Below are 26,092 nucleotides of genomic sequence, written 5' to 3'. Positions count from 1 at the left end.
ATGCATTATGCTTCTGTAATGGCTAATTTAATTTCAGCTGTCACTTCCTTGTGTAGTTTAACAGGAACCTCAACTAACCCAATGGCACGAATAGGGTGATCCAAGATAATATGGCGTTTATCAATTTTTAGTCCAAATTGCTTTTTCAACTCTTCTGAAATCTTTTTAGCGGTAATTGAACCGAATGTTCTCCCATCTGGGCCAACCTTTTCTTGAAATTGAACGCGTGTTTTTTCATCATCCAAAGCAGCTTTTACGGCTTTAGCTTCTGCTAAAATTTCAGCTTGGGCCTTTTCTTCCGCCTTTTGTTTTCCTTTTAACTCACCAATACTTTGATTTGTAGCTTCTTTAGCTAGGTTTTTCTTAATAAGGAAATTTTGAGCATAACCTGTTGGAACTTCTTTGATTTCTCCTTTTTTTCCTTTTCCTTTGACATCTGCTAAGAAAATAACTTTCATGATTCCACCTCTCCTGTTTCTTTCATTGTACTATCAATCGTTTCTAATAATAACGCTTTAGCTTGGGGGAGGCTAATATTAGTTAACTGACAAGCAGCCAGATTAAAGTGTCCTCCGCCTCCTAATTTTTCCATCACCCGCTGAACATTAATCTTACTTCGACTTCTAGCTGAAATAGCAATCTTATGAGATGCTGTCTCAACCAAGACAAAACTAGCTTCAACGTGAGCCATTGACAAGATAGTGTCCGCTGCTTTGCTGGCAATCACATTACTGTAAAGATTACCATTATCTCCTGCTGCCACAATGATGCTATCACCAAGGCGCTCGCCACGTAAGATGATTTCATTAACCTGCTTATACTCATCAAAATCAGTTGCTGATATTGTCTGAATTTCGACGCTGTCACTTCCTTTACTTCTCAAATAGCTAGCAACATCAAAGGTTCGGCTCGTTACCCTAGTAGAAAAGTTTTTAGTATCAAGCATAATACCAGCCATCAAAACACTGGCTTGTATTTTATTCAAGCGTTTTTTCGCATTTTGAAATTGAATTAATTCAGTTACCAGCTCAGCTGCACTACTTGCTCCACTTTCGATAAAGGTTAAAATGGCATTGTCAGGAAAGTCATCATCTCTTCTATGATGATCCACGACGATAACATCCTCAAATTGTTCATAAAACTCCTTAGAGAGCGTCAGTGATATTTTAGAGTGGTCAACCATTACCAAAAGGGATCTTGGGGTTACCAAGCCCATGGCTTGCGAAATGCTAATGAGACGAGTTTTTCCATCAGCTTGAAGGCGTTCGATAGCTCTCTCAATATCGGGACTCATTTCATCTGGATTGTAAACAGCAAAGCTATTTTCAATGATATTACTTGCAAAGAATTGCATCCCAACAGCAGACCCCAGAGCGTCCATATCAAGCTTTCTATGTCCGACAATAAAGACGTTATCCACCATTTTAATACGGTCTGAAATAGCCGTCATCATCGCCCGGGTACGTGTTCTTGAACGTTTAACGGTTGACACAGAGCCTCCACCAAAATAAACTGGATTGGTATGATCGGCATTTTCCCGAATAACAATCTGATCCCCACCACGAACAAGAGCGATATTGAGATTCTCAAGCGCTACCTGACCAATTTGGCTATGTTTCTTCTCGCCAAATGAAATCCCCATACTTAGGGTTAAGGGACGCTGAGCTTCCTGAGCTTCTTTGCGGAATTCTTCCAGAACAGAAAATTTATCATCCATTAAACCTTTTAACGTTTTAAAATCCGTAAAGAAGTAATAACGATCCATGTTGACACGACGGTAAAAAATCTGTTTTGACTCCATAAACTCATCAATGAAATTCGCCACAAATGAATTGATTTTGGAAGTATCTGCATCAGATAAACCATCGGTAATGTCATCATAATTATCAACAGAGATAATACCGACAACAGGCCTTAGCATACTAGCATCAGCAGATTGTCGATTCCCTACAAAACTATCAAAAAAGTAGAAAATCCCTGATGTCACATCAATGTAGGACGTATACTTATTACCAGAGACTTCAAATGTCTGCGAAATATCTCCTCGACGCTTTTCAGTGAGTATTTGTTGTATTAAATGATTTTGCAAAAGGCCATCTTCTGTTGTAAAAATCAATTCTGCATAAGGATTATACCACTCAACAGCATTGGTCTCTTGATCAAATTGAACCACCCCAACAGGCATTTTATCTAAAAGTGTTTTTAGATTATCTTCAGTCTGCTCATTTAATAATTCAATATGGTCTAAATCTGATAATTCATAAACTTCTTTTTGATACCAAAGAAGTGCAACAACAAATAATAAAACGAGAAAAATGGCTGATAATATCAGCATTTTTGATTGCATGATTCTAACACAAAGTGCTAGTAATCCAAATAAAATCAAGCCCATCATAATTAAATGAATGGTTTCAAAACGAAATCTTTTCATCCTCTAACCTCTTAAGCCCTTATTATACCATAAAACAGCCCTGAAATACAGAGCTGTCAGTCGCTTTGAGATTACAATTTCATGTCTGATTTAGGGTTTACGACGTGCCTTGCTATTTCCTTCTAAATAGACCATTAAAATACTAATATCAGCAGGATTTACCCCTGAAATACGGCTAGCTTGACCAATAGTTTCGGGATTAATCTTTTTAAATTTTTGACGCGCTTCAGTCGCAATGGAATCAATAGCATCCCAATCAATATTAGCAGGAATACGTTTTTCTTCCATGCGTTTCATCTTAGCAACCTGATCTAAGGCTTTGCGAATATAACCTTCATATTTGATTTCTGTTTCCAAAAGTTCAATAATTTTAGCATCTAAATCCTCAGCCGCAGGGCCAACAAAAGAAACTGCCGTAGCATAATCAATTTCTGGACGACGCATAAACTCTTTAGCTGTCATCGCATCGGTTAGTGGTTTAAACCCAAGTTCCTGCACACGATCATTCGTTGCTTTTACTGGTTTTAATTTGATACTGTCCAGACGTTTTAGTTCGTTATCAAATTGGTTTTTCTTAATTTCAAAAGCATTCCAACGGTCATCATCAACCAACCCAATTTTGCGGCCAATCTCTGTCAACCGCATGTCAGCATTATCATGACGTAAAATCAAACGGTACTCTGCGCGTGATGTCAATAAACGGTAAGGTTCCAAGGTTCCTTTCGTAACCAAATCATCAATCATAACACCAATATAAGCATCACTTCGCTTCAAAATAAGTTCTGGCTTACCTTGAACTTTAAGGGCAGCATTGATACCAGCAATAATCCCTTGACCAGCAGCCTCCTCATAACCAGATGTTCCATTGGTTTGCCCAGCTGTAAAGAGTCCTGAAATTAATTTGGTTTCAAGTGTCGCACGTAATTGATGAGGCAAAACAATATCATATTCAATAGCATAACCAGTGCGCATCATTTCAGCCTTCTCAAGTCCCTTGATAGAATGAATCAATTCTTTTTGAACATCTTCTGGAAGACTCGTTGACAACCCTTGAACATACACTTCCTCTGTATCACGTCCTTCTGGCTCTAGGAAAAGTTGATGACGTTCTTTATCAGCAAAGCGAACAATCTTATCCTCAATAGATGGGCAATAACGAGGGCCTACACCCTTAACAATCCCAGAAAACATCGGAGCTCTGTAAAGGTTCTGATTAATAATATCATGACTGGTTTGATTCGTATAAGTCAACCAGCATGGAATTTGATCTTTGAGATAGTCAGCATCTTTTGACATAAATGAAAAATGATTAGGTTTGTCATCGCCTGGCTGAATTTCCGTTTGATCGTAATCAATAGAAGATGCTTTGACACGAGGAGGCGTTCCTGTTTTGAATCTACCGATTTCTAAGCCAAGTTTTTTCAAATTATCTGCCAAGGTCACTGACGCTAAACTGTTATTAGGCCCAGATGAATATTTGAGTTCTCCTAAAATAATTTCCCCACGTAGAGCTGTTCCTGTTGTCACTACAACAGCCTTAGCCGCAAATTTTTGCCCTGTGGCTGTTAAAACACCTACAACTCGTCCATCTTCAACCAGAATATCATCAATCATGGTCTGACGAAGAGTCAAATTGTCTTGTTTTTCAACCGTATGTTTCATTTCACGAGCATAGAGAGATTTGTCTGCCTGAGCGCGTAGGGCACGAACAGCTGGACCCTTACCTGTATTAAGCATTTTCATCTGGATGTAAGTTTTATCAATATTTTTCCCCATCTCACCGCCAAGAGCATCAATCTCTCTTACCACTATCCCTTTGGCAGATCCTCCAATGGAAGGATTACACGGCATAAAAGCCAACATATCCAGATTAATTGTTGCTAGTAAAGTTTTACAGCCCATACGACTGGTAGCTAAACTCGCTTCAACACCCGCATGACCTGCTCCTACGACAATAACATCATAGCTTTCTGTAAATTCATGTGTCATTTTTTCAAATCCTTTATTTAAGTCTATTAATTAAAAATAATGTTCTTCAGTTTACCCTTCAATATGAACAATATGACCCGACCATTTAGCCAACTCGGTTTGTAAAAACTCAGGGACTAAATTAATCTGATCCAGCTCATGAATTGGAACCTATTCACAAACCTGTTGCTTGGTATTCTCCATCATCTCAAGTTTGGGTTCTTCTAAAGGCCGTACAAGATAATGAAATTCAATATTGTGCCAAAAAACATCGTTGATATAAAACCGATTTTCAACAACAAAAGCTAATTGTTCCACTTCAATGGAGATACCAATTTCTTCCAAAGTTTCACGTAAAACAGTCTCACGTGTTTTTTCACCTACTAGGCTTGCACCACCAATCGTGTAATATTTACCAGTTGCATCTCTGGTTAAAAAAATCTTATCATCTCTAACAATCAAAGCACTAGCTCGTAAACTAAAAGTTGTTTTGCCCCGAGTCGTTCTAAAATCTTGTTTCATTTGTTTCCTCGCTACATAGACCAAACCATAAAAAGAGCCAAAACCCGAGAAGATTGCAGGACAAAAAACCTACAATTTTCATGAGCTTTGACCATCATTCCGATTGTTACAATCTATTCTAAAGAATTACTTGGTAATTGTCAATCTTGGCTATTGTTAAATGGTTGACAATTCTATCAACCCTGTTTACAACTGTGTCAAGTTATTTAAATACACCTTGAATACCAATCAGGAGCATTTGAACTCCTATGACTGTTAACATCAAGCCCATCTTTCGTGTGATAACGCCCGTGATATTTTTGCCTAAAAAGTGAGCAATTTGTTTAGCACTGAGCAAAAGAAGATAGGTTAATAAACAAAGGAGCAAAAAACTGTCAATGTTAGGATACGGTATTCCCAATCTCCTTGAAATAAGGTAATAGCAGTTGCTATTGTACCAAATCCAGCAAATAATAGTATGTCCAAAGAAAAAATAGCATGCTCTGTCAATACAACCACTGCTATAATCACAAAAGCAATGGTTAAACTCTTACCAGCTATCCTTTTTGAAATCATCTGGTCATCATCTGTCTCAAGGAAAATGTAAGCTGGTAAATTAGACAAAGGATGCATAATGGTAAAGAAAACCATAAAGGTCAGGATAAATCTTGAAACCTTCTATATCTCCTCTTATCTCACGATGACAGTCTTAAATGTATTGACAAGCTTGTCCATCTTTATAGGCTATATCAATCATACCGCCACCAAGGCATTCTTCCCCATCATAGAAAACAACAGCTTGACCAGGAGTGATTGCTCGTTGAGGCTCTGCAAAAACAACTTCTGCCTTATCTCCTCTAACATGGACCGTCACTTGTGAATCTGGTTGACGATAGCGAAATTTAGCCGTACATTCTAATGTAAACTCTTCTGGCATATCACGTGTAAAGTGGATGACTGAGGCGTCAAGACTAGTTGACATCAAAGATTCATGGTAGAAACCTTGACCAACGTATAAAATGTTTTGTGATAAATCTTTACCAACAACAAACCATGGTTGATTATCACCACCATGCTGACCACCAATGCCCAGACCACCACGCTGACCAATAGTATAATACATGAGACCGGCATGTTCTCCCATATCACGACCATCAACAGTCATCATGCGACCTTTTTGTGCCGGTAAATATTGACTCAAAAATTGTTTAAAATTCTTTTCACCAATAAAACAAATACCTGTTGAATCTTTCTTTTTAGCCGTTGCAAGCCCTGCTCTCTCAGCAATTTCCCTAACTTCTGGCTTTTGCAAATGACCAAGGGGGAATAACGTTTTTTGTAGTTGTTCCTGTGACAGTTGGCTTAGAAAGTAGGTTTGATCTTTGCCATTATCAGCCCCACGTAACATGTGAACCGTACCATTTTCATCACGCTTGACTTGAGCATAGTGTCCCGTTGCTACATAATCTGCTCCTAAAGTCATTGCATAGTCAAGGAAAGCTTTAAATTTAATTTCCTTATTACACATGACATCGGGATTTGGGGTACGGCCTGCTCGGTATTCAGCCAAGAAATATTCAAATACTCTATCCCAATATTCTTTTTCAAAATTTACAGAGTAATAAGGAATGCCAATTTGATCAGCAACAGCTGCTACGTCTTTATAATCCTCAGTTGCCGTGCACACACCAAATTCATCTGTATCGTCCCAGTTTTTCATGAAGACACCGATAACATCGTAACCTTGTTCCTTTAAAAGCAGAGCTGTTACAGATGAGTCAACGCCACCACTCATACCAACGACAACACGTGTCTTTGAGTTATCTGTCATAAAAAATTCTCCCATCAATATAAGATAGAAAAAGATAATCATCATACAATAAATATATGATTCTTTTTCTTATCAGTTAACGTACGATTGAAGGTCGTCGTTTTCAAAAGTCGATTTGAAGGTCGATTTTGAAGCGCCGTTAGCGCAAATCTTATTATAACAATTACTGGTTGGAATGCCAATCATTTTACTGCTCGATAATTTTTTATTATAAAAATAATTTTTTATAATAAAATTGATATTTTTTGACTTTTTTCTGTTATAATAAACGTAGAAATAAAAACGGAGTTGCCTATGAACACACAAAAATTTCAATCAGTTTTTGACATCATTGGACCAGTTATGATTGGCCCATCAAGTAGTCACACCGCTGGTGCTGTCAGAATCGGCAGAGTAGTTCATTCCATCTTTGGAGAAATTCCTGATGAAGTGACCTTCCACCTCTACAATTCTTTTGCCAAAACCTACCAAGGACATGGCACTGACAAGGCACTTGTGGCAGGAATTATGGGAATGGATACTGATAATCCCGACATCAAACATTCTATGGAGATTGCCTATCAAAAAGGAATTAAGATTTACTGGGACATTTTAAAAGACAGTAATGCGCCTCATCCCAATACCGTTAAAATCAGTGTTAAAAAGGGTGATAAAAGCATGAGTGTTACTGGTGTTTCAATTGGTGGAGGAAATATCCAAGTGACAGAACTAAATGGTTTTTCTGTCTCGCTATCCATGAATACTCCTACTATCATTACAGTTCATCAAGATATTCCTGGAATGATTGCTAAAGTGACCGACATCTTATCTTCCAATGATATTAACATTGCGACTATGACTGTTACTCGTGAATCTGCTGGCGAAAAGGCCATCATGATCATGGAAGTTGATTCTAGAGAGTGTCAAGAAGTTGTCAAGCTTATTGCCAAAATCCCTAATATTCACAATGTCAACTTCTTTGACTAGAAAGGAAAGTTATGTTTTATACCATTGAAGAACTTGTCAAACAAGCTGACCAACAATTTGGTGGGAATGTTGCTGAATTAATGATTGCTACAGAAATCGAGATGACTGGTCGAAGTCGACAGGACATCGTTACGATAATGTCACGCAATTTGCAGGTCATGAAAGACTCTGTCAAGGAAGGTTTAACCTCAACAAAATCCATTAGTGGTCTAACAGGTGGTGATGCCCTTAAAATGGATAACTATATTAAGAGAGAAAAAAGTCTTGCTGACAAAACCGTCCTTAATGCTGTTAGAAATGCTATGGCTGTCAATGAATTAAATGCCAAAATGGGGCTAGTTTGTGCAACACCAACTGCTGGTAGTGCAGGATGCTTGCCTGCTGTCCTTGCCACAGCAATTGACAAACTTGACTTATCAGAAAAAGAACAATTAGAATTTCTTTTCACAGCTGGTGCCTTTGGCCTTGTTATCGGGAACAATGCATCTATTTCTGGTGCAGAGGGTGGTTGTCAAGCAGAAGTTGGTTCTGCATCTGCCATGAGCGCTGCAGCTCTTGTTAAAGCAGCAGGTGGAACAGCTTACCAAGCTAGTCAAGCTATTGCCTTTGTCATTAAAAACTTATTGGGACTTATCTGTGATCCTGTCGCTGGCCTAGTAGAAGTTCCTTGCGTCAAACGCAATGCTCTTGGAGCAAGTTTTGCCCTCGTCGCTGCTGATATGGCTTTGGCTAATATTGAGTCTCAAATTCCTGTCGATGAAGTTATTGACGCTATGTATCAAGTCGGATCTGCGATGCCAACTGCCTTTCGTGAAACAGCTGAGGGAGGTCTTGCAGCAACTCCAACTGGTCGCCGTTACACTAAAGACATTTTTGGAGAATAGCAAAGCCCTAGAAGATTATGTTGAAAGCCATTTTATTTGATTTAGACGGTACCTTGGTCGATTCAAGCTCTGGGATTTTAAATGCTTTTAGATACACATTTGACAACATGAATCAAATGTGCCCGACCAATAAAGTTCTGTCAACCTATATCGGTCCACCTTTAGAAACAACTTTTAAAGAATTTTTTGAAACCAAATAACCAATTGAGCAAGCTATCTCCTATTTTAGAATCTTTTATCAAAAACTGGCATTGAATAAGTAAGCTCTCTATGAAGGAATTGAAGCACTTTTAAAAGCTTCATTGAAGCTGACTTTGACCTATAGGTAACGACTAGTAAACATGAGTCGATGGCTATCCAAACGTTGACTAATCTAGACGTTGACAACTACTTTACAGCTATCTTTGGTCGCACTCCCAATCGTTGCCACAAGGTGATTCTTATCAAAGCTTGTTTAAAAACATGTCACTCAAAATGAAAGCGCACTCATTTTTGGTGACACTAATTTTGACTTTATTGGAGAAAAACAAGCTGAGATTAAAACACTTGGCATCACACGGGGGGACGTCAAGAAGAATTAGAAGTTAGTAGGGAGACTATATTATCACGCATCCCAATGATATTCTAAGTCTTATTAAATCCCTATAACAACATAATCTAAAAAAAGCCTACCATCAATTAATTTTTGATGATAGACTTTTTTGTTGGTATTACTTTTTCTTAGTAACCCCAAGCTGACAACCCTTGTGCACGATAAGCATTCAAAGCTGAATTCACTTGGTCTTGAACAGTTGCTGTTGAACCCCAGCCTGGCATCGTTTGGAATAAACCTGATGCACCAGAAGCATTGGCTGCACTCGGATTTCCATTTGACTCACGCGCAATGATGTGCTCCCATGTTGATTGTGGTACACCTGTTGCAGCTGCCATTTGTGCCGCTGCTTGACTCCCTACAGCGCCAGCAGTGTTCCCATTTGAAAGAACAACACCGCCTCCACTATAAGCAACTGGAGCTGCTGTGTATTGAACAGCCTGAGTGGCTTCTTGTTGTACCACTTGAGTTTCTTGTGTTGCTGCAGTCACTGTTGTTTCAGGAGTTGGAGCTGCCTCTGAAGAGGCACTTGTTGGTGCTTCTTTAGGTTCTTCCTTAGTCATTTCTGGGCTAGATTTTTTAGTTTTTTTGACGACTTTAGTTTCAGATTTCTTAGCGTATGATTCAGTATCAACATTTTTACTTGAAAAAGCAAAAATCACAGCTAACATAGCTACAGCAAATGCTATAACCCCAAAACTAAAATAACGTTGTTTTAAATTTTCTTTTTTAAACATTTAAATAAATACCTCACTTTTCTCTGTTATCCATAATATCTTTTAATTATTACCTCACCGTTGAAGATATATTAAAAATATTACAGAAATATTGATATTACAAGAATTTCTGGGGTATTTAAAAACCCTTCTATTCCTTTAAATGAAATTGAAGAGCTTTACTATTATTTAGAGTTATAGGGGATTCTTTAAGAAAAAAAGAAGACTCCCTAATAAGAAAACGGAACTAACTGCTAAACTATCTTTCAGTTGCCAATTTAATTGACGGTATTTCGTACGACCTTCTCCCCCCTGATAACCTCTTGCTTCCATAGCAACGGCTAAGGCATCAGCTCTTTTAAAACTTGATGCAAAGAGTGGAATTAAAATAGGGATAATAGACTTTACTTTTTGAATCAGATTCCCCTCACCAAAATCAACACCGCGCGCTTTTTGAGCATTCATGATACGAGTTGTATCATCCATTAAAGTTGGCACAAACCGTAAACTTAAAGAAAGCATTAACCCAATTTCATGAGCTGGAACCCTAAATCTTACCAAAGGGTTTAACAAAGATTCTACTGCATCGGATAAACTTAAAGGGGTTGTCGTTAATGTTAACAATGTTGAAAAGAAAATAATTAAAACAAAGCGCATAAAAATTAAAATGGCTTGACTTAATCCTAAATTAGTAATAATCAGTATTCCCAAACGAAAGATAACGATTCCTCCTTGGGTAAAAAACATCTGAAATAAAGTGGTAAAGAGGATAATACCAATCATTGGTTTCACCCCATTTAAAAAGAAAGATAATTTAATTTTTGATAAACAAACAATGACTAAGGTAAAGGTCAGTATCAATACATTTGTTACGACATTATTAGCCCAAAAGATAATGATAATATAAATAATCATTGCTAACAATTTACTTCTTGGGTCAAGACGATGAATGATAGAATTCCCAGGAATATAACGACCAAGAATCAATTTATCCATGCTTCAATACCTCTCTCAATTCTTCTAAAGTAACAGGTAAAGAAGAGATAGGCATACCTCTGTCAACCAGTCTTTGAGCAAATTTAGTCACCTTAGGAACACCTAACTGTTTTTCCTCCAAAAAATGAACTCGCTGAAAAACAGACTTAGGTCTACCTGATAAAATAATTTTTCCCTCTTCAAGCACATAGACAAAATCTGCATAATTCGCCACATCATCCATCAAATGAGTTACCAAAACAATGGTCATTCCTAATTGATGAAGCTTTTTAAACAGAGTCATTAACTCCTTGCGACCTTTTGGATCAAGACCAGCAGTTGGCTCATCTAAAACCAAAACATTCGGTTGCATTGCCAAGATGCCAGCAATAGCTACACGTCGCATTTGCCCTCCTGAGAGTTCAAAGGGATTCTTTTCAAAAAGATTTTCTGAAATCCCAACAAGAGCTAGTTTTTCACGTGCTAAAGCTTCTGCTTTCTCCTGAGAGACTCCGAAATTTTGAGGTCCAAAGGCCACATCTTTCAAAACTGTCTCTTCAAATAGCTGACTTTCTGGAAATTGAAACACCAGCCCCACATGCTTACGAACAGACTTGATTTCTTTATTTTTAGACTGATTAGTAATTTCCTGCTTGCCAACCCTAACAGTTCCCTGTGTCGGAATATGTAGCCCATTTAACAATTGCATAATGGTTGACTTTCCAGACCCCGTATGTCCAATAAAAGCTGTGTAAGAGTTATCTAAAATATCTAAATCAATGTCAAAAAGGGCACGCCCTTCAAAAGGAGTCCCTACTTGATATGTATAACTTACATTTTGGAAATTAATTGACATAATTGATTTTCTAATTCCTTTTCTGTGAGATAGTCAGCCTCAATCGGGTACCCCTCTTCTTTAAGCATTCGCACAACCGAAGCGGTAAAGGGAATATCAAGTCCCAACTGGAGAAGGTCATCCCCTCTTGCAAATAATTGTTCTGGTGTGGATGCCGATTCTACTTGTCCATCTTTCATTACTAAAACTCTGTCACTAAGAGCGACTTCATCTAAATCATGGGTAATGGAAATCACTGTTAACTGATAATCCTCACGAATCGACTGAATGGTCCGAATCAACTCTAAGCGTCCCTTAGGATCAAGCATACTAGTGGCTTCATCTAAAATAATGATTTTTGGCCTCATAGCAACAGCCCCTGCGATAGCAACACGCTGTTTTTGTCCACCAGACAAACGAGATGGTTCTCTATGTTTGAAATCTTGCATACCCACGAGTTGTAACGCATGGTTGACACGTTCTTTCATCTCTTGATGAGGAATTCCTTTATTTTCAAGACCAAAAGCAACATCATCTTCAACTGTTGCCCCTACAAATTGGTTATCAGGGTTCTGGAATACCATACCAATCTTATGACGAATGTCCCAGATATTTTTTTTCGTTAACAAATCGCCATCAACAAAAATGTCTCCGGACTCTGGCTCTAATAGACCATCAATCAAACGGACAGTAGTTGATTTTCCAGAACCATTGTGCCCAATAATAGATAACCATTCGCCTTGTTTCACATGAAACGAAACCTGATTTAACGTTGGCTTTTCTTGGTTAGGGTTGTAGCTAAATGTGACTTGCTTGAGTTCAATAATAGTTGTCATGGTTATTTAAAGGTATCCTTAAAAAGAAAGCTTGCTCCTTTGAAATAGTCATAACCAGAGTAAATGGTAAAGAAAAGAGCAATGTAGAGGAAGACATTTCCTAGAAATGTCCAATGGCACAGTAAGAAAATGACAGATAGCATTTGTGTCGTTGTCTTGATTTTTCCCGGCATAGCAGCAGCAAGAACCTTTCCACCTGTTTCAACAAGTAATAATCGAAGGCCTGTTACTGCCAATTCTCGACAAATAATAACAGCTGATACCCACGCAGGAGACAAGTCAAGTCCAACTAACATGATAAAAGCGGTCATGACAAGCATCTTATCTGCTAAAGGATCGGCAAACTTCCCAAAATTAGTAACCACATGCCACTTCCTTGCAAGATACCCATCTAAATAGTCTGTCAAGCTAGCAATTGCAAAAATAATCGCCGCAAAAATATGCCACCCAATTTCGCTAGAGAAAGAAGTAACAAGAAGAAAGAGGGGAACCATGATAATGCGAACAAGCGTTAATAAATTGGGAATGTTTTCTTTTTTTGTCATTTTCGTACCTTAATTATTGAATCTTAAATGTAATATAACTTAAATCAGTACTTGTCAAAGCAGATAAATCAACAGGTTGCCCATCAACAGTCACAGAGACACCTTTTGTAATACCAAGTGTCAAGAGAGACTCTGTGACGTCAGCAGGTAAAGTTGCAGTGTAAGTTGGAGAATCTTGTGTTAAGGTGATGCCACTTTCACCAATTTCCGAATTTGTTAAAGAAATCCAGCTATTTTCCGCCTCTGTCAATGAAACCGTAATGTCAACAGTTTCTTTTGATTTAGTAATTGTTGCTTCCAAATAGTTATCGGCACCTTCAGTCGTAATCTGAGTTTTAGGCTCACTGGAACTTGCTTTTGATGCTTCTTTGGCCTTTTTAGAAGCTTTCATTAAAGCTATTTCAGCCTCTTTAGCTCGTTGACCTTTTTCAAATTGCTGCCAAACAGCAAAAAAGATAAAGCTCACGATAGCCAAAGCAACCAAGCTTAAAATAACAACTGGAATTACCGTTTTTTTAGACCTATCATCATTGCTATAACGGCTTAAACGTGACACCTTTGCCTTCTTAGGAACTAAACGGTCATCCGCTTTAAAATGACTCATCGATGGCATAACCTTAGGAGGTGTTTTAGAATCCAAACCAACAGTTTTCACAGGAATAACCAGCGTTTCTTGAGCTTTAGAAGTCTCTGACAGCTTCACATATTCCGTACGCTGCTCGGCGGCTCGTTTTTCCTGCAAACGTTTCTGGCTCAACTTCTCTTCAACAATTTCTGTTACGGACTTGGTATCACTATTTTTTTTAGCGTTCACTTGATAATGATAACGCCGCTTTAAAGTAATAAAATCTAATTCGACAATATCAGCGTATTCTTTCAAAAATTGATCAAACTTTTCTTCTGGAATAATCTTAAATTGATCTAATTCCATCGCTAACAAGTAATGGGAAGAAATCCCCGTTTTCGATTCGATGTCATCTAGCGTGATATTTTTTCCAACACGTGATTCTCTTAAAACTTCACCGAGACTTTTGTCACTCATACAGGTACCTCAAAAATATTATAATAACTCCATTATAGCAGATTTTAACCTATTTTGGAAAGACAGTGAAATCTGAAATATCTGCTTTCTCAAAAAAGGCTTTACCAATAGCTAAAATATCTTTCAAGGTTATGGATTCTATAATTCTTGGAAGATCAAAATAAGTTTCTTTATCCGTCAAGTAAAGATTGAACTGACTGGTTAAGTGTTCAATAGAATCTAAGCTTTGAATAAAATCACCATACATTTCTTGCTTCAAGAGGATTAGATGCTTAGCAGTCAAATCTTTTGAATGGTTCAAATGTGTTAATTGTCGTCGAATCTGGTTAGACATGGCAATTGGTTCAGCAGTGTCAAGTGATACTAACACAAACTGAAATTTATCTTGAATATCAACTTCAATATCAAAAGAATCATCTATTTTCCCATCCTCATACCACTCATGATAGGTTTTAGAAGTCCATCCCAAAAGCATCGCCAACAATAGCTTTAAAGCTACACGATAAGTTAGTAAAGAATACTGATCTAAAGCTAAATGTCCTCGGAAACCAACTACTAATTTGGCAGTCGTGACCTCCATATCAATAGAAGATGATGTGACAACAGGATAATAATGTAGGGGCTCGATAGCAACCATCTTCTTCTCAGGACAAGGAAGAGTCTCTTGAAAGGTTTTAATGGCTAAAAAGTTTGCTTCAACATCAATGTCACCAACCACTAATAAACTCATATTGGAAGGGTGGTAAAAGTAAGAATGATGTGTGTCCAATAAACGTTTCGTTATCTCTTGAATAGAGTCCTTAGTCCCAGCAATATCATGAGCTAAACTTGTCTTTGGAAATAAATTTTGGAGGATACCGCTATAAGCCCGATAGTCAGGATCATCCTGATACATATCAATTTCTTGTTCAATGATTTTCCTTTCTCGATTAACAGACTCATCTGTAAAATTAGCAGATAGAACAAAAGACTGAAGAAGCTCTAAGCCTTTTTGAAACTCTTTAGCTGTTGAAAAGAAATAACTAGTTTGTTCAAAGGTGGTAAAGGCATTTGTTTCTGCTCCTAACTGTGTAAACTTTAGTGAGATATCCTCACCAGCCTTATCTTCAAAGAGTTTATGTTCTAAAAAGTGAGCAATGCCTTCTGGAGCATTTTGTAGTTTACCATCAACTGTCAACTTATTATCAAGCGAACCAAAATCGACTGTCAACATAGCCATTTTTTCTGAGTACCCTGATTTCTTTATAAAATAGACTGTTAAGCCATTAACCAGCCTTCCATAATAGAGAGTTTCGTCAATATTAGGATAATCTATCTTTACTAATTGTGTCATCTTATTTCCCCTCTAAAAAGTAAACCGTCTGGAGTTTTAAAAGATTCGCCATCTTAATGATATCTATTTTACTAACCTTGTCAATCTCCTCCATCCATTTTTCAATAGAGTAAGTTGGATCAATATAAGAAGACATATAGACCATCTCAATCATCGTTTTACTATAATCTTCTGATAGTAAGGCATTGCTCACCAGCATCAACTTTGTTTTTTTAACGAGTTGTCCTGAAAATCGGCCCATTTTAATATCATTTAATTCCTTGACAATTAATTGTAGGGTTTTGGTTCGATTTTGACTGTCAATCCCTGCGTAAACATCAAATAAACCTGTGTAAACATCAAAACGACACCCTATACTGTAAGCAAGTCCCTCCTCTTCTCTAATTTTTGTAAAAAAACGAGAATGTGCAAAGGAACCTAACAAACCATTTAAGACCACCAAAGCATAGTATTCTCTTTGTCCAAAAACCAAGGGAAAATGATAGGCTAGCTGTAAAATCGATTGGTTAACTGCTTTCTTTTCAATAGATTCTCTGATAAGATTACCCGCATCTTGTAAATAAAAGAAGTCTAATTTTTTCTTTCGGTTGTTAAAAGGAAATTGATGAAGTAATTGAACAACACGATAGTCATCGAAATCTCCTAGAACAAAAATATCAATCTGATCTTCATTGAGCATTTTATGAAATTCTTGATAGCTAGTATAGGCAGTTTCTTTCGCTATTAATTCAGGACTACCATATTTTGATACCTGTAAATCCTTATTAAGGTAAAACAACTCTTTTGCCTTGAGAGAACTGTAATAAAAAGAATCTTCTTTGTCCGATTCGACGTAACTAATTAAATTAGCTTTCTCAATATCAAAAACTTTAGGTTGGTACTGAGCAATTGACAACAAAGGAGAAAATAAAATGTCTTTTAACAAGTGAATCATCTCATCTAATACTTTCTCCCCCTGGAAGGCATATTTGTCTTGGACAAAGGTAATATCAATATCAACAATGTGTACTAACCCTTTAGTTGACACATTAGTTGACAGACTGGCACCATAAAGTTGTGCCAATTTCTCTCTAAAAAGTTTAGCGGTAGGGTAACTGTCATTAGCTGTTGCTAACATTTGGGCAACTAAGACCCTTTTTGCCACTGTCTTTTGGTTCAAATCACCCGAAAAGCGAAAAGTAATATGATTCGTTTTAAAACGTTTAGTCTTTATCAGATGAAGTTGAACTCCCTGAACAATTTTCATAATGTTTCCTTAATAAATAGTATGATCCTTACGATTATACCATTTTTATTCAACTTAGGTGAGTGATAACCTTCCCAATCCTTTACTCCTAAATAAAAAAGAAGCAGACTACTCGCTTCTTAGGTTTACTATAAAACAAGGACAATAACGCCTCTTAAAAAGTTCAAGATACTTTTTATTTTTAAAAATACAGACTATATTATATCAAATAAATTCTCACTTGGAAATAGGTTAATTCACTTCTTTTTTAGTTTATTTTGACTGGTTAAATTCTCAGTATAATTTCTAGTTTTCAACGACACCTAGAAGTTACTTTGAGATTTAACCTGTACAAAAAGTTTAAACTTTTTTTAAAAAAAGTATAGACAAATAGAATTAATCTGCTATAATAATAAGAGTGTTAAGGAGAACTTCTCTAAAACTTCTGGTCCGTTGGTCAAGGGGTTAAGACACCGCCTTTTCACGGCGGTAACACGGGTTCGAATCCCGTACGGACTATCAGAATTGTCATCGTGGCAATTTTTTTATTTTTCCGGCATAGCTCAGTTGGTAGTAGCGCATGACTGTTAATCATGATGTCGTAGGTTCGAGTCCTACTGCCGGAGTGATAAGACATTTCCTGAGATTTTCTTAGGATTTTTTTATTTAGTAAGACTAAGATAAAAGAGGTTATTCAATGTGAACAGCCTCTTTTATGCTATGCAAAACAAATAGAAGAAGCTATTCTTATTCGTTTCATCAAGTCACTTAAGATTCTTTCTTCTTCTCTGATAAAAAGTAAAAAAATAGTATAAGGTCATTCCTAGACAGGAAAAGAATAATCCTAATTTAAAACCATTTGGAATAAAAGTAAGAATGACTTGTCCGCTTCCTTTGGGGACAGTAATTTTGAGAAAGCCTCCTTGAGCTTTAGTAATAGGAATGACTTTTCCATCTTTTTGAGCTGACCACCCCTTATCATAAGGAATTGTAAAGACAAGTGAGCCAACTGATTTAGTCTTATAATTAGCAACAATCTTATTAGCTCTAGTCTGAACACGGACATCTTTTTGATTAATTTGATTAACAGCTTTGAGATATGATGCAATAGATAAACTATAAAAATGAGGTTCTTTAAAGCTAATCTGTTTGTTTTTTGGGAAAATAAAGGAGACTGTCGCCATCTTAGCTTCTTTAAAATAACCTAAATCAAAAAAGGAATAGGCATTATCTGTGGTGTATATGTAGCTATGATTATCAATACGGACACGGACCTCCTTTGTATCTGGATTTGAAAAAATAATATGAGGCATGCTCACATAGAGCTGACTGTGTTTGGGAATACTAACCTGATAAGTAATAATAGTTGATTGCTGAAAATTAGAAGCTTGTCCCGATACTTGTTGATTCAGCTGTTTAGCACCTGATACCAGATGAGAAGGTTGAAGATGAAAATAAGATAATGATTGGCCACTTAATTGGTTTAACAATCTGGTCTGGTTGTCAAGTGTGTTGACACTTAAATTGACATCTTTGTAAACACCATCTGTAAGCAAAGCTAAAGGACTACTATAATGATTTTGTGATAAAATCATGTTGCCACTGGTAGTCACTTTCGTAAACCCGAATTTAGTGATGGGTTTGTCACTAAGATTATATTTGACACCGAGTAAACTATCCATAATAAGGGTGTTGTTCTGGTACCTAAGGTTTAAATTTGTTCCTAGAGATTGAAAACCTAATCGATCGAGCAAAGAACTGGACAGGCGATTTCGAACAGACGAAAATTGTGATATTCCATGATAGTTATATTTCATGCTATCATTTCCGGTTTGAGGGGTTAACAGTTCCATCCTAAAAAAAGGTTGACTCTGTTTTGACACTGACTTAACAAGTTTATCAATGTCTTTTAGGTGTCTATTATAACCTTGACGGGTAGGAAATCCCCATTCTTGATGGATGCCGTTGAGTTGGTAGTAGGTATTTAAACTAGCTTCTAAGACTGTAAAGATAAGTGTAAAACTTATTAAAAAAGAGAGAGGGATCTGTTTATTTTTTGAGGCAATTAATAAAATAATATAGGCTGTTAGAAAAGCAAAATTAAGGAAAAAAAGACTAGGTGTTAAGAAATCATAATGTTGAGTGAAAAAATAAGGACTTGTCAATAGGAGACTTAGAAGAAGAAAAGCAATCCCTATTTTTTGTCTAGTAAATTCTTCTTGTCTTGAAAGGGCCTCACAAGCTAGTAGGATAAGTATTACCGAAAAAGCCCAGGCGTAACGATGTAAAAACATGTTTGGAGCATGCATGCCCTGCCAGAAAAGGTCTAAAGGTTGTAAATAGAAACTTGACACAATGAAAGCTAATAAAATGGCATTAGCTAATTTGACTTTTAAAGGAACACTTTTCAAAGTAAAATAAATGAGACTGAGTAGGAGAGGAAATAAACCTGTGTAGATCATAGGAAGAGCATTGAATTTGGTAGTATCATAAACTCCTAAAGACAGCTTAGCAGGAATATCTAAATACCAAGCATTACTAGTGATTAATTGTTTGATGGGAGAAAAAGTTTCTCCGTAGCTTGATAAATCTAAATAGGTAGGAAGTAGCATGACAGCACTTGTTAAGACAGCCATTAGTGACACTGTTGTAAATCTCAAAAAAGCAGTTAAGGCTAGTTTGAAACTTTTGAGTTGTAGAAGACAAATAAGAGCATATAGCAAAGAGAAGATAGCAACCATATAGCCAAAGTAGTAATTTTGGATAAATAATAGGCTGATGCTGAAGTAATATAAGTTCGTTTTCTTTTCTATGATGAGTTTAGTTAGCCCTAACAAAATCAATGGAAGAAGAATAAAAACGTCCAACCAAGAATTGAGTTCAAGTTGACTAGTTAAAAAACTCATTAAACTATAGGAAAGAGAGAGGGTCACTATTAAATAAGCTTTTATAGTAGGATAAAGCTTATGGAAAGCATAACAAGCTGTTAAACCAATGAGCCCAAATTTTATTAAGGTAAAAAAGTAGAGGGCGTCAGGCATAGAAGTTAAATTGAAAAAGAAAAGAAGAGGAGAAAGAAAACTCCCTAAATAATAACTTATTAGAGCATAAAAGTTTAGGCCTAAGCCGCTGGTAAAAGTGTAAAAGAGACTGTCAGAACCATGAAGAATATTTCTAAAATTTTGAGCAAAAATAACATATTGGTGAAAGGCATCGCTGGCTAGAATCGTTTTGTCACCATGATAAGTAATCCCCATTGATAGTAAAACAATAAACATGATGCTTAATGGTAAAAAGAAACTAGCAAAACCAGCAATTACCCATTTATGACGATGTTTCATAAGCTAGATAATCTTTCATTAAAGAGATTTAAAAAAGAGGCTAGGAAGAAGTCTTCTTAGCCACCTAATTTGTCGTAAGGTTTTATTTCCAAAGTTCCGCAACTCGAGTTTGAACTTCTGGATTGTCAAGGAATTCATCATAAGTTTCGTCAATACGGTCGATAACACCATTTTTGGAAATGACAACGATATGGTTAGCAATAGTTTGAATAAATTCATGGTCATGACTGGCAAAGATAACAGATTCTTTGAAGTCTTTGATACCATCGTTAAGACTTGAAATAGATTCTAAATCTAAGTGATTTGTTGGATCATCAAGAATAAGAACGTTTGATTTCAATAGCATCAACTTAGAGAGCATGACACGGACTTTCTCACCACCAGAAAGAACGTTAACTGATTTTTTAACTTCATCTCCAGAAAAGAGCATTCGTCCTAAGAACCCACGTAAAAAGGTGTCATCGTCTTCCCCTTTTGAGGCAAATTGACGTAACCATTCAAGAATAGATTCTTCCGTGGCAAAATCTTTTGAATTATCTTTTGGAAGGTAAGAACGGCTTGTTGTTACTCCCCATTTGATAGTTCCTTCGTAATCAATGTCACCAGCAAGGGCACGCATGAGAGCAGTTGTTTGGATATCATTTTGTCCAATAATAGCAGTTTTATCACCTGGACGTAGAATAAAACTAATATTATCAATGATTTTTTCACCATCAACAGTGACAGAAAGGTTTTCAACGGTTAGGAAGTCATTTCCCATTTCACGTTCTGCTTTAAAATTAATAAATGGGTATTTACGGCTAGATGGGACGATTTCCTCTAATTCAATCTTATCAAGCATTTTTTTACGAGAAGTAGCTTGTTTTGATTTAGAGGCGTTAGCTGAGAAACGAGCAACGAATTCTTGTAGTTCCTTGATTTTTTCTTCTGCTTTGGCGTTACGATCAGCTTGCAAACGAGCAGCTAGTTCAGAAGATTGTTTCCAGAAATCGTAGTTACCTACGAAGAGTTTGATTTTACCAAAATCAAGATCAGCCATGTGGGTACATACTTTATTTAAGAAGTGACGGTCATGGGAAACAACGATAACTGTATTTTCAAAATCAATCAAGAAATCTTCTAACCATGAAATAGACTGAATATCAAGACCGTTGGTTGGCTCGTCAAGTAATAGAACATCTGGTTTACCAAATAATGCTTTAGCAAGAAGAACTTTCACCTTGTCTCCATTAGCTAATTCACTCATATTTTGGTAGTGAAGGTCTTCTGGAATATTTAGATTTTGGAGAAGCTGTGAGGCTTCACTCTCTGCTTCCCAGCCACCTAATTCAGCAAAGATACCTTCTAATTCAGCAGCACGGACACCATCTTCTTCTGAAAAGTCAGCTTTCATGTAAATGGCATCTTTTTCTTTCATGATGCTGTAAAGCTGTTCGTTTCCCATAATAACTACATCAATAGCACGCTCTTCTTCATAGTCAAAGTGATTTTGTCGAAGAACAGAAAGGCGTTCGTCAGAGCCTAAAGAGATATGACCAGTACTTGGTTCAATATCTCCGGCAAGGATTTTAAGGAAGGTTGATTTTCCGGCACCATTGGCACCGATTAAGCCGTAAGTATTACCAGCTGTGAATTTGATATTAACATCATCAAAAAGTTTTCGATCACTAAAGCGTAGTGATACATCAGAAACTGTAAGCAATTTGTCACCTCATCTTATTTATCTAATCTTCATTGTATCTAAAAAAGCCCCTTTTTTCAATCAGAAAGGGACTAATCGCTACTACATCGGTAATAAAACATCTTTGTCTTCACGTTTGTATTGTTTGGTTAAACTGAATCCTCGTCCCATTACTTGAGCTGCTGGCATGACAATGGTAAAAGCGGTATCGTCAATTTCAAGGATTTTTTCTTGAAGTGCGGGTAATTCATAAGTGGACACGATAGCCATCAACATGACTTTGTCTGATGTGGTATAACCACCACGAATAGGGATTTTGGTCACTCCACGGTCCATAACAGTTGTGATATATTCTTGGATAGCTTGATAATCTTTGGAAATTATCATGACATTCTTTGATGAATCGAAACCATTTTCCATGATACTAATTACATATCCGATGATTAATAAACCAATAGTTGAATACATGACGTCATCTGCAGAGAGAGCCATTAACCCCATGAGAACACTAATACCGTCAATAATAGTCATGGCAACTCCTAGAGACAAAGGAGAGTATTTGTGAAGGATTTGGGTCAAAATACCTGTTCCTCCCGTTGAGGAATTTCCCCAAAAAACCATTCCTAGACCAATTCCACAAATAATGCCGCCAAAAATCGCTGCTAACAATTGATTGTGCGTTAAGGTAGGTAATTGATTGGTTAACCGAATAGCAATAGGATAAATCCATGAACCGTAAAGTGTTTTGATGACATTTTGTTTCCCAAGAAAGAAATAGCACATTAATAATAGAGGAATATTACTCAGCATTAAAAAGAGTGATGGACTGATGCCAAAAAGGGCTTTCATGACTACTGAAATACCGACCATACCACCAGAAGCAATATGATTATTAACAAACATGGTGTTAAAACCAATGGCGGCGATAAAGGTTCCAATGGTAACAAGTAGCAAATCAATAACTCGTTTTTTCATGCTTTTAAAAGCTCCTTTTCTAATGCTTAAAAATGGTAGATTCATTATCTCTTAAATGGGCTGAGACCGTCAAGACTTATTTTTTAAAAATTTAAGGAACTTGACAAATAACCCGAAATTTCATAGAATAATGCTACGTTAGAAAAGTAATCTTTTCCTTGTTTTTAGAGAGTTAGCGATTGGTGGAAGCTGACAACAAGCAAGATGAAATGGGCTAATGGTTATTTTGAGAGGAAAACATAACTTTCAGGTCGGCACCCCTTATCGTGCAACTTCTTAATTATAGAGAAGATTGAGATACTATCCTGTTTTATCAGAGATATTAATTGAGGTGGTACCGCGTATTACTTGTCATGACGCCCTCACGCTGTTTTAGCGTGGGGATTTTTTAATGTGAAGGAAAAAACTGGGGAGAAATTGATGACAAAACCAATTATTTTAACTGGAGATAGGCCAACCGGTAAATTACATTTAGGGCACTATGTTGGAAGTTTAAAGAATCGTGTCATTTTACAAAATGAAGACAGATACAATATGTTTGTTTTCTTGGCTGACCAACAAGCTTTGACAGATCATGCTAAGGAATCAGAGTTGATTAAAGAATCTATAGGGAATGTCGCTTTGGATTACCTTTCTGTAGGTTTGGATCCAAGCCGATCAACGATTTTTATTCAAAGTCAGATTCCAGAATTAGCTGAATTGACCATGTATTATATGAATCTAGTATCGTTGGCACGTTTGGAAAGAAACCCAACCGTTAAAACCGAAATTGCTCAGAAAGGTTTTGGCGAAAGCATTCCATCTGGTTTCCTTGTTTACCCTATCTCACAAGCAGCTGATATTACAGCTTTTAAAGCTAATTTTGTTCCCGTTGGAAATGACCAAAAGCCAATGATTGAACAAACACGTGAAATTGTGAGAAGTTTCAATCATACTTATCACACGGAATGCTTAGTAGAACCTGAGGGGATTTACCCAGAAAATGAAAAAGCTGGGCGTTTACCTGGTCTTGATGGCAATGCCAAAATGTCTAAATCATTGGGAAATGGAATCTATCTTTCAGATGATGCTGATACTGTCCGCAAGAAAGTCATGAGTATGTACACCGATCCAAATCATATTAGAATAGAAGATCCGGGTCAAATTGTAGGCAATATGGTTTTCCACTACTTAGATATTTTTGGGAGAGAAGAAGACCAAGCTGATATTGAGGCTATGAAAGAACATTATCAGAGAGGTGGTTTAGGAGACGTCAAAACAAAACGTTACCTTTTAGATATTTTGGAACGCGAATTGGCTCCAATTCGTGAAAAACGTTTAGAATATGCCAAAGATATGGGAGAAGTCTTCCGTATGTTACAAGAAGGAAGTCAAAAAGCTCAGGCTGTAGCGGCTCAAACGTTATCAGAAGTCAAGTCAGCAATGGGAATTCATTATTTCTAAACACTTGGGAGTGGGAAAGAATTTATAGCAATCAACAAAGAGTTCGTTTTCCCACCCCCGCACAGTTGATTAGGCTATCTTTGAAGATTGACAAGAGAACAAAGATGCCAATCAACCACTGCGTCTTGCAATGCTAGCTTAAATAAAATTAGGAGTTGGACTTTTTACCCAGCTCCTTTTTAGCTGCTAAAAAATAAACCTGACTTTTGACATTAGGTTTGATAAAGAAAAAGTCTGATAATTTAGTTATTCTAGCTGTTATGAGAGATATAGAAACATTTTGTTGACAAATGATTTTAGCGTGATATGATAGTAACAATAAAAAAATAGACTAGGGAAGTATTCCCTAAACTAAGAGAAAAGAGGATTATCTTAATGTCAAATTGGGACACTAAATTTTTGAAAAAAGGCTACACCTTTGATGATGTCTTGCTCATTCCGGCAGAAAGTCATGTTCTTCCAAATGAGGTCAGTCTAAAAACGAAACTTGCAAACAATTTGACATTAAATATCCCAATTATTACAGCAGCTATGGATACTGTTACTGACAGTAAAATGGCTATTGCAATTGCGCGTGCAGGTGGTTTAGGTGTCATTCATAAAAACATGTCTATTGCTGAGCAAGCAGAAGAAGTTCGCAAGGTAAAACGTTCTGAAAATGGTGTCATCATTGATCCATTCTTTTTAACGCCTGAACACAAGGTTTCCGAAGCAGAAGAATTGATGCAACGTTACCGTATCAGTGGTGTACCAATTGTTGAAACTTTAACAAACCGTAAGTTGGTTGGTATCATTACTAACCGTGATATGCGTTTTATTTCTGATTACGATGCTCCTATTTCCGCTCACATGACCAGTGAACAACTGGTTACGGCTGCTGTTGGAACAGATCTTGAAACTGCAGAGCGTATTCTTCATGAACACCGTATCGAAAAGCTTCCTTTGGTTGATGATAGCGGTCGTCTGTCTGGTTTAATCACCATCAAAGATATTGAAAAAGTTATCGAATTTCCACATGCTGCTAAAGATGAATTTGGTCGTCTTCTGGTCGCTGCTGCGGTAGGTGTTACCTCAGATACTTTTGAACGTGCTGAGGCCTTGTTTGAAGCTGGGGCAGATGCGATTGTTATTGATACAGCACATGGTCATTCGGCTGGTGTTCTTAGAAAAATTGCTGAAATTCGTGCTCACTTCCCAAATCGTACCTTGATTGCTGGAAATATTGCCACTGCTGAGGGAGCGCGTGCTCTTTATGATGCAGGTGTCGATGTTGTTAAAGTGGGTATTGGTCCAGGATCTATCTGTACCACTCGTGTGGTTGCAGGTGTTGGTGTTCCTCAAGTTACTGCTATTTACGATGCTGCTGCTGTTGCTCGTGAATATGGTAAAACCATTATTGCCGATGGTGGTATTAAATACTCTGGTGATATTGTGAAGGCTCTCGCAGCTGGTGGAAATGCTGTTATGCTTGGTTCAATGTTTGCAGGTACTGATGAGGCACCAGGAGAAACTGAAATCTATCAAGGTCGTAAATTCAAAACTTACCGTGGAATGGGCTCTATTGCAGCGATGAAAAAAGGGTCAAGCGACCGTTACTTCCAAGGTTCTGTCAATGAAGCTAATAAGCTAGTTCCAGAAGGTATTGAAGGACGTGTAGCATACAAAGGAGCCGCTTCAGATATTGTTTTCCAAATGTTAGGTGGTATCCGCTCAGGTATGGGCTATGTTGGAGCAGGTGATATTCAAGAATTACATGACAATGCTCAGTTTGTTGAAATGTCAGGTGCAGGTTTGATTGAAAGCCATCCGCATGATGTCCAAATTACAAATGAAGCACCAAATTATTCTGTTCACTAAGATGAGAGTAAACTAATCTAGAGGCTGAGACTAGACTCAGCCTTTTTTAGTGAATCATATTGTATTTTCCTACCAAATAAGCTATAATTAGTTCTCGTGTGAAAACACTTTAATG

At 37.0% G+C, this 26,092-nt stretch carries 20 protein-coding genes, 2 tRNA genes and 2 pseudogenes; 7 read left to right on the top strand and 17 right to left on the bottom strand.

What is annotated here, in order from left to right; genetic code table 11:
- Nucleotides 1-5: 5 nt before the first annotated feature.
- From rplI to mnmA, 6 genes and pseudogenes are all read right to left on the bottom strand, one after another.
- Nucleotides 6-458, bottom strand: a complete 453-nt coding sequence (gene rplI / locus EL097_RS03230; protein WP_003045828.1) for a 50S ribosomal protein L9 — start codon at nucleotides 456-458, stop codon at nucleotides 6-8.
- Nucleotides 455-2,431, bottom strand: coding sequence for a DHH family phosphoesterase (locus EL097_RS03225; RefSeq protein WP_003045829.1), 1,977 nt, complete (start codon nucleotides 2,429-2,431; stop codon nucleotides 455-457). The genes rplI and EL097_RS03225 overlap by 4 nt, the downstream gene beginning before the upstream one ends.
- Nucleotides 2,432-2,521: 90 nt before the next feature.
- Nucleotides 2,522-4,420, bottom strand: a complete 1,899-nt coding sequence (gene mnmG, locus EL097_RS03220; RefSeq protein WP_003045830.1) for a tRNA uridine-5-carboxymethylaminomethyl(34) synthesis enzyme MnmG — start codon at nucleotides 4,418-4,420, stop codon at nucleotides 2,522-2,524.
- A 51-nt stretch (nucleotides 4,421-4,471) separates the two neighbouring features.
- A pseudogene (locus EL097_RS03215) lies at nucleotides 4,472-4,921 on the bottom strand (NUDIX hydrolase).
- Between the two features lie 202 nt (nucleotides 4,922-5,123).
- Nucleotides 5,124-5,551, bottom strand: a pseudogene (locus EL097_RS03210) (MarC family protein).
- 58 nt (nucleotides 5,552-5,609) lie between these two features.
- Nucleotides 5,610-6,731 (bottom strand): tRNA 2-thiouridine(34) synthase MnmA, encoded by a 1,122-nt coding sequence (gene mnmA / locus EL097_RS03205; RefSeq protein ID WP_003045833.1) that lies wholly within the window; start codon nucleotides 6,729-6,731, stop codon nucleotides 5,610-5,612.
- Nucleotides 6,732-7,025: 294 nt separating this feature from the next.
- On the opposite strand from mnmA, the gene sdaAB reads away from it, so the two are divergent.
- From sdaAB to EL097_RS10835, 3 genes are read left to right on the top strand one after another with little or no spacing between them, the layout of a single operon-like run.
- The gene (gene sdaAB / locus EL097_RS03200; protein ID WP_003045834.1) at nucleotides 7,026-7,697 is read left to right on the top strand and encodes an L-serine ammonia-lyase, iron-sulfur-dependent subunit beta; all 672 of its coding nucleotides are present in this window, start codon (nucleotides 7,026-7,028) and stop codon (nucleotides 7,695-7,697) included.
- A gap of 11 nt (nucleotides 7,698-7,708) precedes the next feature.
- Entirely contained in the window at nucleotides 7,709-8,581 is an 873-nt protein-coding gene (sdaAA, locus tag EL097_RS03195; protein WP_003045835.1) for an L-serine ammonia-lyase, iron-sulfur-dependent, subunit alpha, read from the top strand.
- Between the two features lie 17 nt (nucleotides 8,582-8,598).
- On the top strand, nucleotides 8,599-8,781 hold the full coding sequence (locus EL097_RS10835) for an HAD hydrolase-like protein (protein WP_003045836.1): 183 nt from the start codon (nucleotides 8,599-8,601) through the stop codon (nucleotides 8,779-8,781).
- A gap of 520 nt (nucleotides 8,782-9,301) precedes the next feature.
- Here the strand turns inward: EL097_RS10835 and EL097_RS03185 are convergent.
- The 8 genes from EL097_RS03185 to yfmF form a co-directional block, all read right to left on the bottom strand.
- Nucleotides 9,302-9,910, bottom strand: coding sequence for a transglycosylase SLT domain-containing protein (locus tag EL097_RS03185; RefSeq protein WP_003045837.1), 609 nt, complete (start codon nucleotides 9,908-9,910; stop codon nucleotides 9,302-9,304).
- 174 nt (nucleotides 9,911-10,084) lie between these two features.
- Complete coding sequence (locus EL097_RS03180; protein WP_003045838.1) at nucleotides 10,085-10,885, bottom strand: energy-coupling factor transporter transmembrane component T family protein; 801 nt, start codon at nucleotides 10,883-10,885, stop codon at nucleotides 10,085-10,087.
- Nucleotides 10,878-11,720: an energy-coupling factor transporter ATPase gene (locus tag EL097_RS03175; RefSeq protein ID WP_003045839.1), complete on the bottom strand. Its 843-nt coding sequence runs from the start codon at nucleotides 11,718-11,720 to the stop codon at nucleotides 10,878-10,880. The genes EL097_RS03180 and EL097_RS03175 overlap by 8 nt, the downstream gene beginning before the upstream one ends.
- Nucleotides 11,696-12,535, bottom strand: coding sequence for an energy-coupling factor ABC transporter ATP-binding protein (locus tag EL097_RS03170; RefSeq protein WP_003045840.1), 840 nt, complete (start codon nucleotides 12,533-12,535; stop codon nucleotides 11,696-11,698). Before EL097_RS03170 ends, EL097_RS03175 begins: the two co-directional genes overlap by 25 nt.
- Before the next feature lie 2 nt (nucleotides 12,536-12,537).
- A complete protein-coding gene (gene pgsA / locus EL097_RS03165; RefSeq protein WP_003045841.1) occupies nucleotides 12,538-13,080 on the bottom strand; it encodes a CDP-diacylglycerol--glycerol-3-phosphate 3-phosphatidyltransferase in 543 nt (180 codons plus the stop codon).
- A gap of 13 nt (nucleotides 13,081-13,093) precedes the next feature.
- On the bottom strand, nucleotides 13,094-14,122 hold the full coding sequence (locus tag EL097_RS03160; RefSeq protein WP_003045842.1) for a helix-turn-helix domain-containing protein: 1,029 nt from the start codon (nucleotides 14,120-14,122) through the stop codon (nucleotides 13,094-13,096).
- 49 nt (nucleotides 14,123-14,171) lie between these two features.
- On the bottom strand, nucleotides 14,172-15,455 hold the full coding sequence (yfmH, locus tag EL097_RS03155; protein ID WP_003045843.1) for an EF-P 5-aminopentanol modification-associated protein YfmH: 1,284 nt from the start codon (nucleotides 15,453-15,455) through the stop codon (nucleotides 14,172-14,174).
- Between the two features lies 1 nt (nucleotide 15,456).
- The gene (yfmF, locus tag EL097_RS03150; protein ID WP_003045845.1) at nucleotides 15,457-16,701 is read right to left on the bottom strand and encodes an EF-P 5-aminopentanol modification-associated protein YfmF; all 1,245 of its coding nucleotides are present in this window, start codon (nucleotides 16,699-16,701) and stop codon (nucleotides 15,457-15,459) included.
- A 426-nt stretch (nucleotides 16,702-17,127) separates the two neighbouring features.
- Between yfmF and EL097_RS03145 the strand changes: the two genes are divergently transcribed.
- Nucleotides 17,128-17,199 (top strand) — tRNA-Glu (locus tag EL097_RS03145).
- 33 nt (nucleotides 17,200-17,232) lie between these two features.
- Nucleotides 17,233-17,306: transfer RNA gene (locus EL097_RS03140), tRNA-Asn, on the top strand.
- Between the two features lie 138 nt (nucleotides 17,307-17,444).
- Here the strand turns inward: EL097_RS03140 and EL097_RS03135 are convergent.
- The 3 genes from EL097_RS03135 to EL097_RS03125 all read right to left on the bottom strand — a co-directional run bounded on the left by EL097_RS03135 (nucleotide 17,445) and on the right by EL097_RS03125 (nucleotide 22,677).
- Nucleotides 17,445-20,021 (bottom strand): YfhO family protein, encoded by a 2,577-nt coding sequence (locus tag EL097_RS03135; protein ID WP_003045847.1) that lies wholly within the window; start codon nucleotides 20,019-20,021, stop codon nucleotides 17,445-17,447.
- 82 nt (nucleotides 20,022-20,103) lie between these two features.
- Nucleotides 20,104-21,723, bottom strand: coding sequence for an ATP-binding cassette domain-containing protein (locus EL097_RS03130; protein ID WP_003045849.1), 1,620 nt, complete (start codon nucleotides 21,721-21,723; stop codon nucleotides 20,104-20,106).
- A gap of 81 nt (nucleotides 21,724-21,804) precedes the next feature.
- Entirely contained in the window at nucleotides 21,805-22,677 is an 873-nt protein-coding gene (locus tag EL097_RS03125) for a YitT family protein (protein WP_003045851.1), read from the bottom strand.
- Between the two features lie 420 nt (nucleotides 22,678-23,097).
- Between EL097_RS03125 and trpS the strand changes: the two genes are divergently transcribed.
- On the top strand, nucleotides 23,098-24,120 hold the full coding sequence (gene trpS / locus EL097_RS03120; RefSeq protein WP_129544933.1) for a tryptophan--tRNA ligase: 1,023 nt from the start codon (nucleotides 23,098-23,100) through the stop codon (nucleotides 24,118-24,120).
- A gap of 375 nt (nucleotides 24,121-24,495) precedes the next feature.
- A complete protein-coding gene (gene guaB / locus EL097_RS03115; RefSeq protein ID WP_003045855.1) occupies nucleotides 24,496-25,977 on the top strand; it encodes an IMP dehydrogenase in 1,482 nt (493 codons plus the stop codon).
- The last annotated feature ends 115 nt before the right edge of the window (nucleotides 25,978-26,092 follow it).

Source organism: Streptococcus canis (assembly GCF_900636575.1).
Classification (GTDB): domain Bacteria; phylum Bacillota; class Bacilli; order Lactobacillales; family Streptococcaceae; genus Streptococcus; species Streptococcus canis.
The sequence above is the reverse complement of the archived record's forward strand: the minus strand, read 5'-3'. Positions and strand labels throughout refer to the sequence as shown.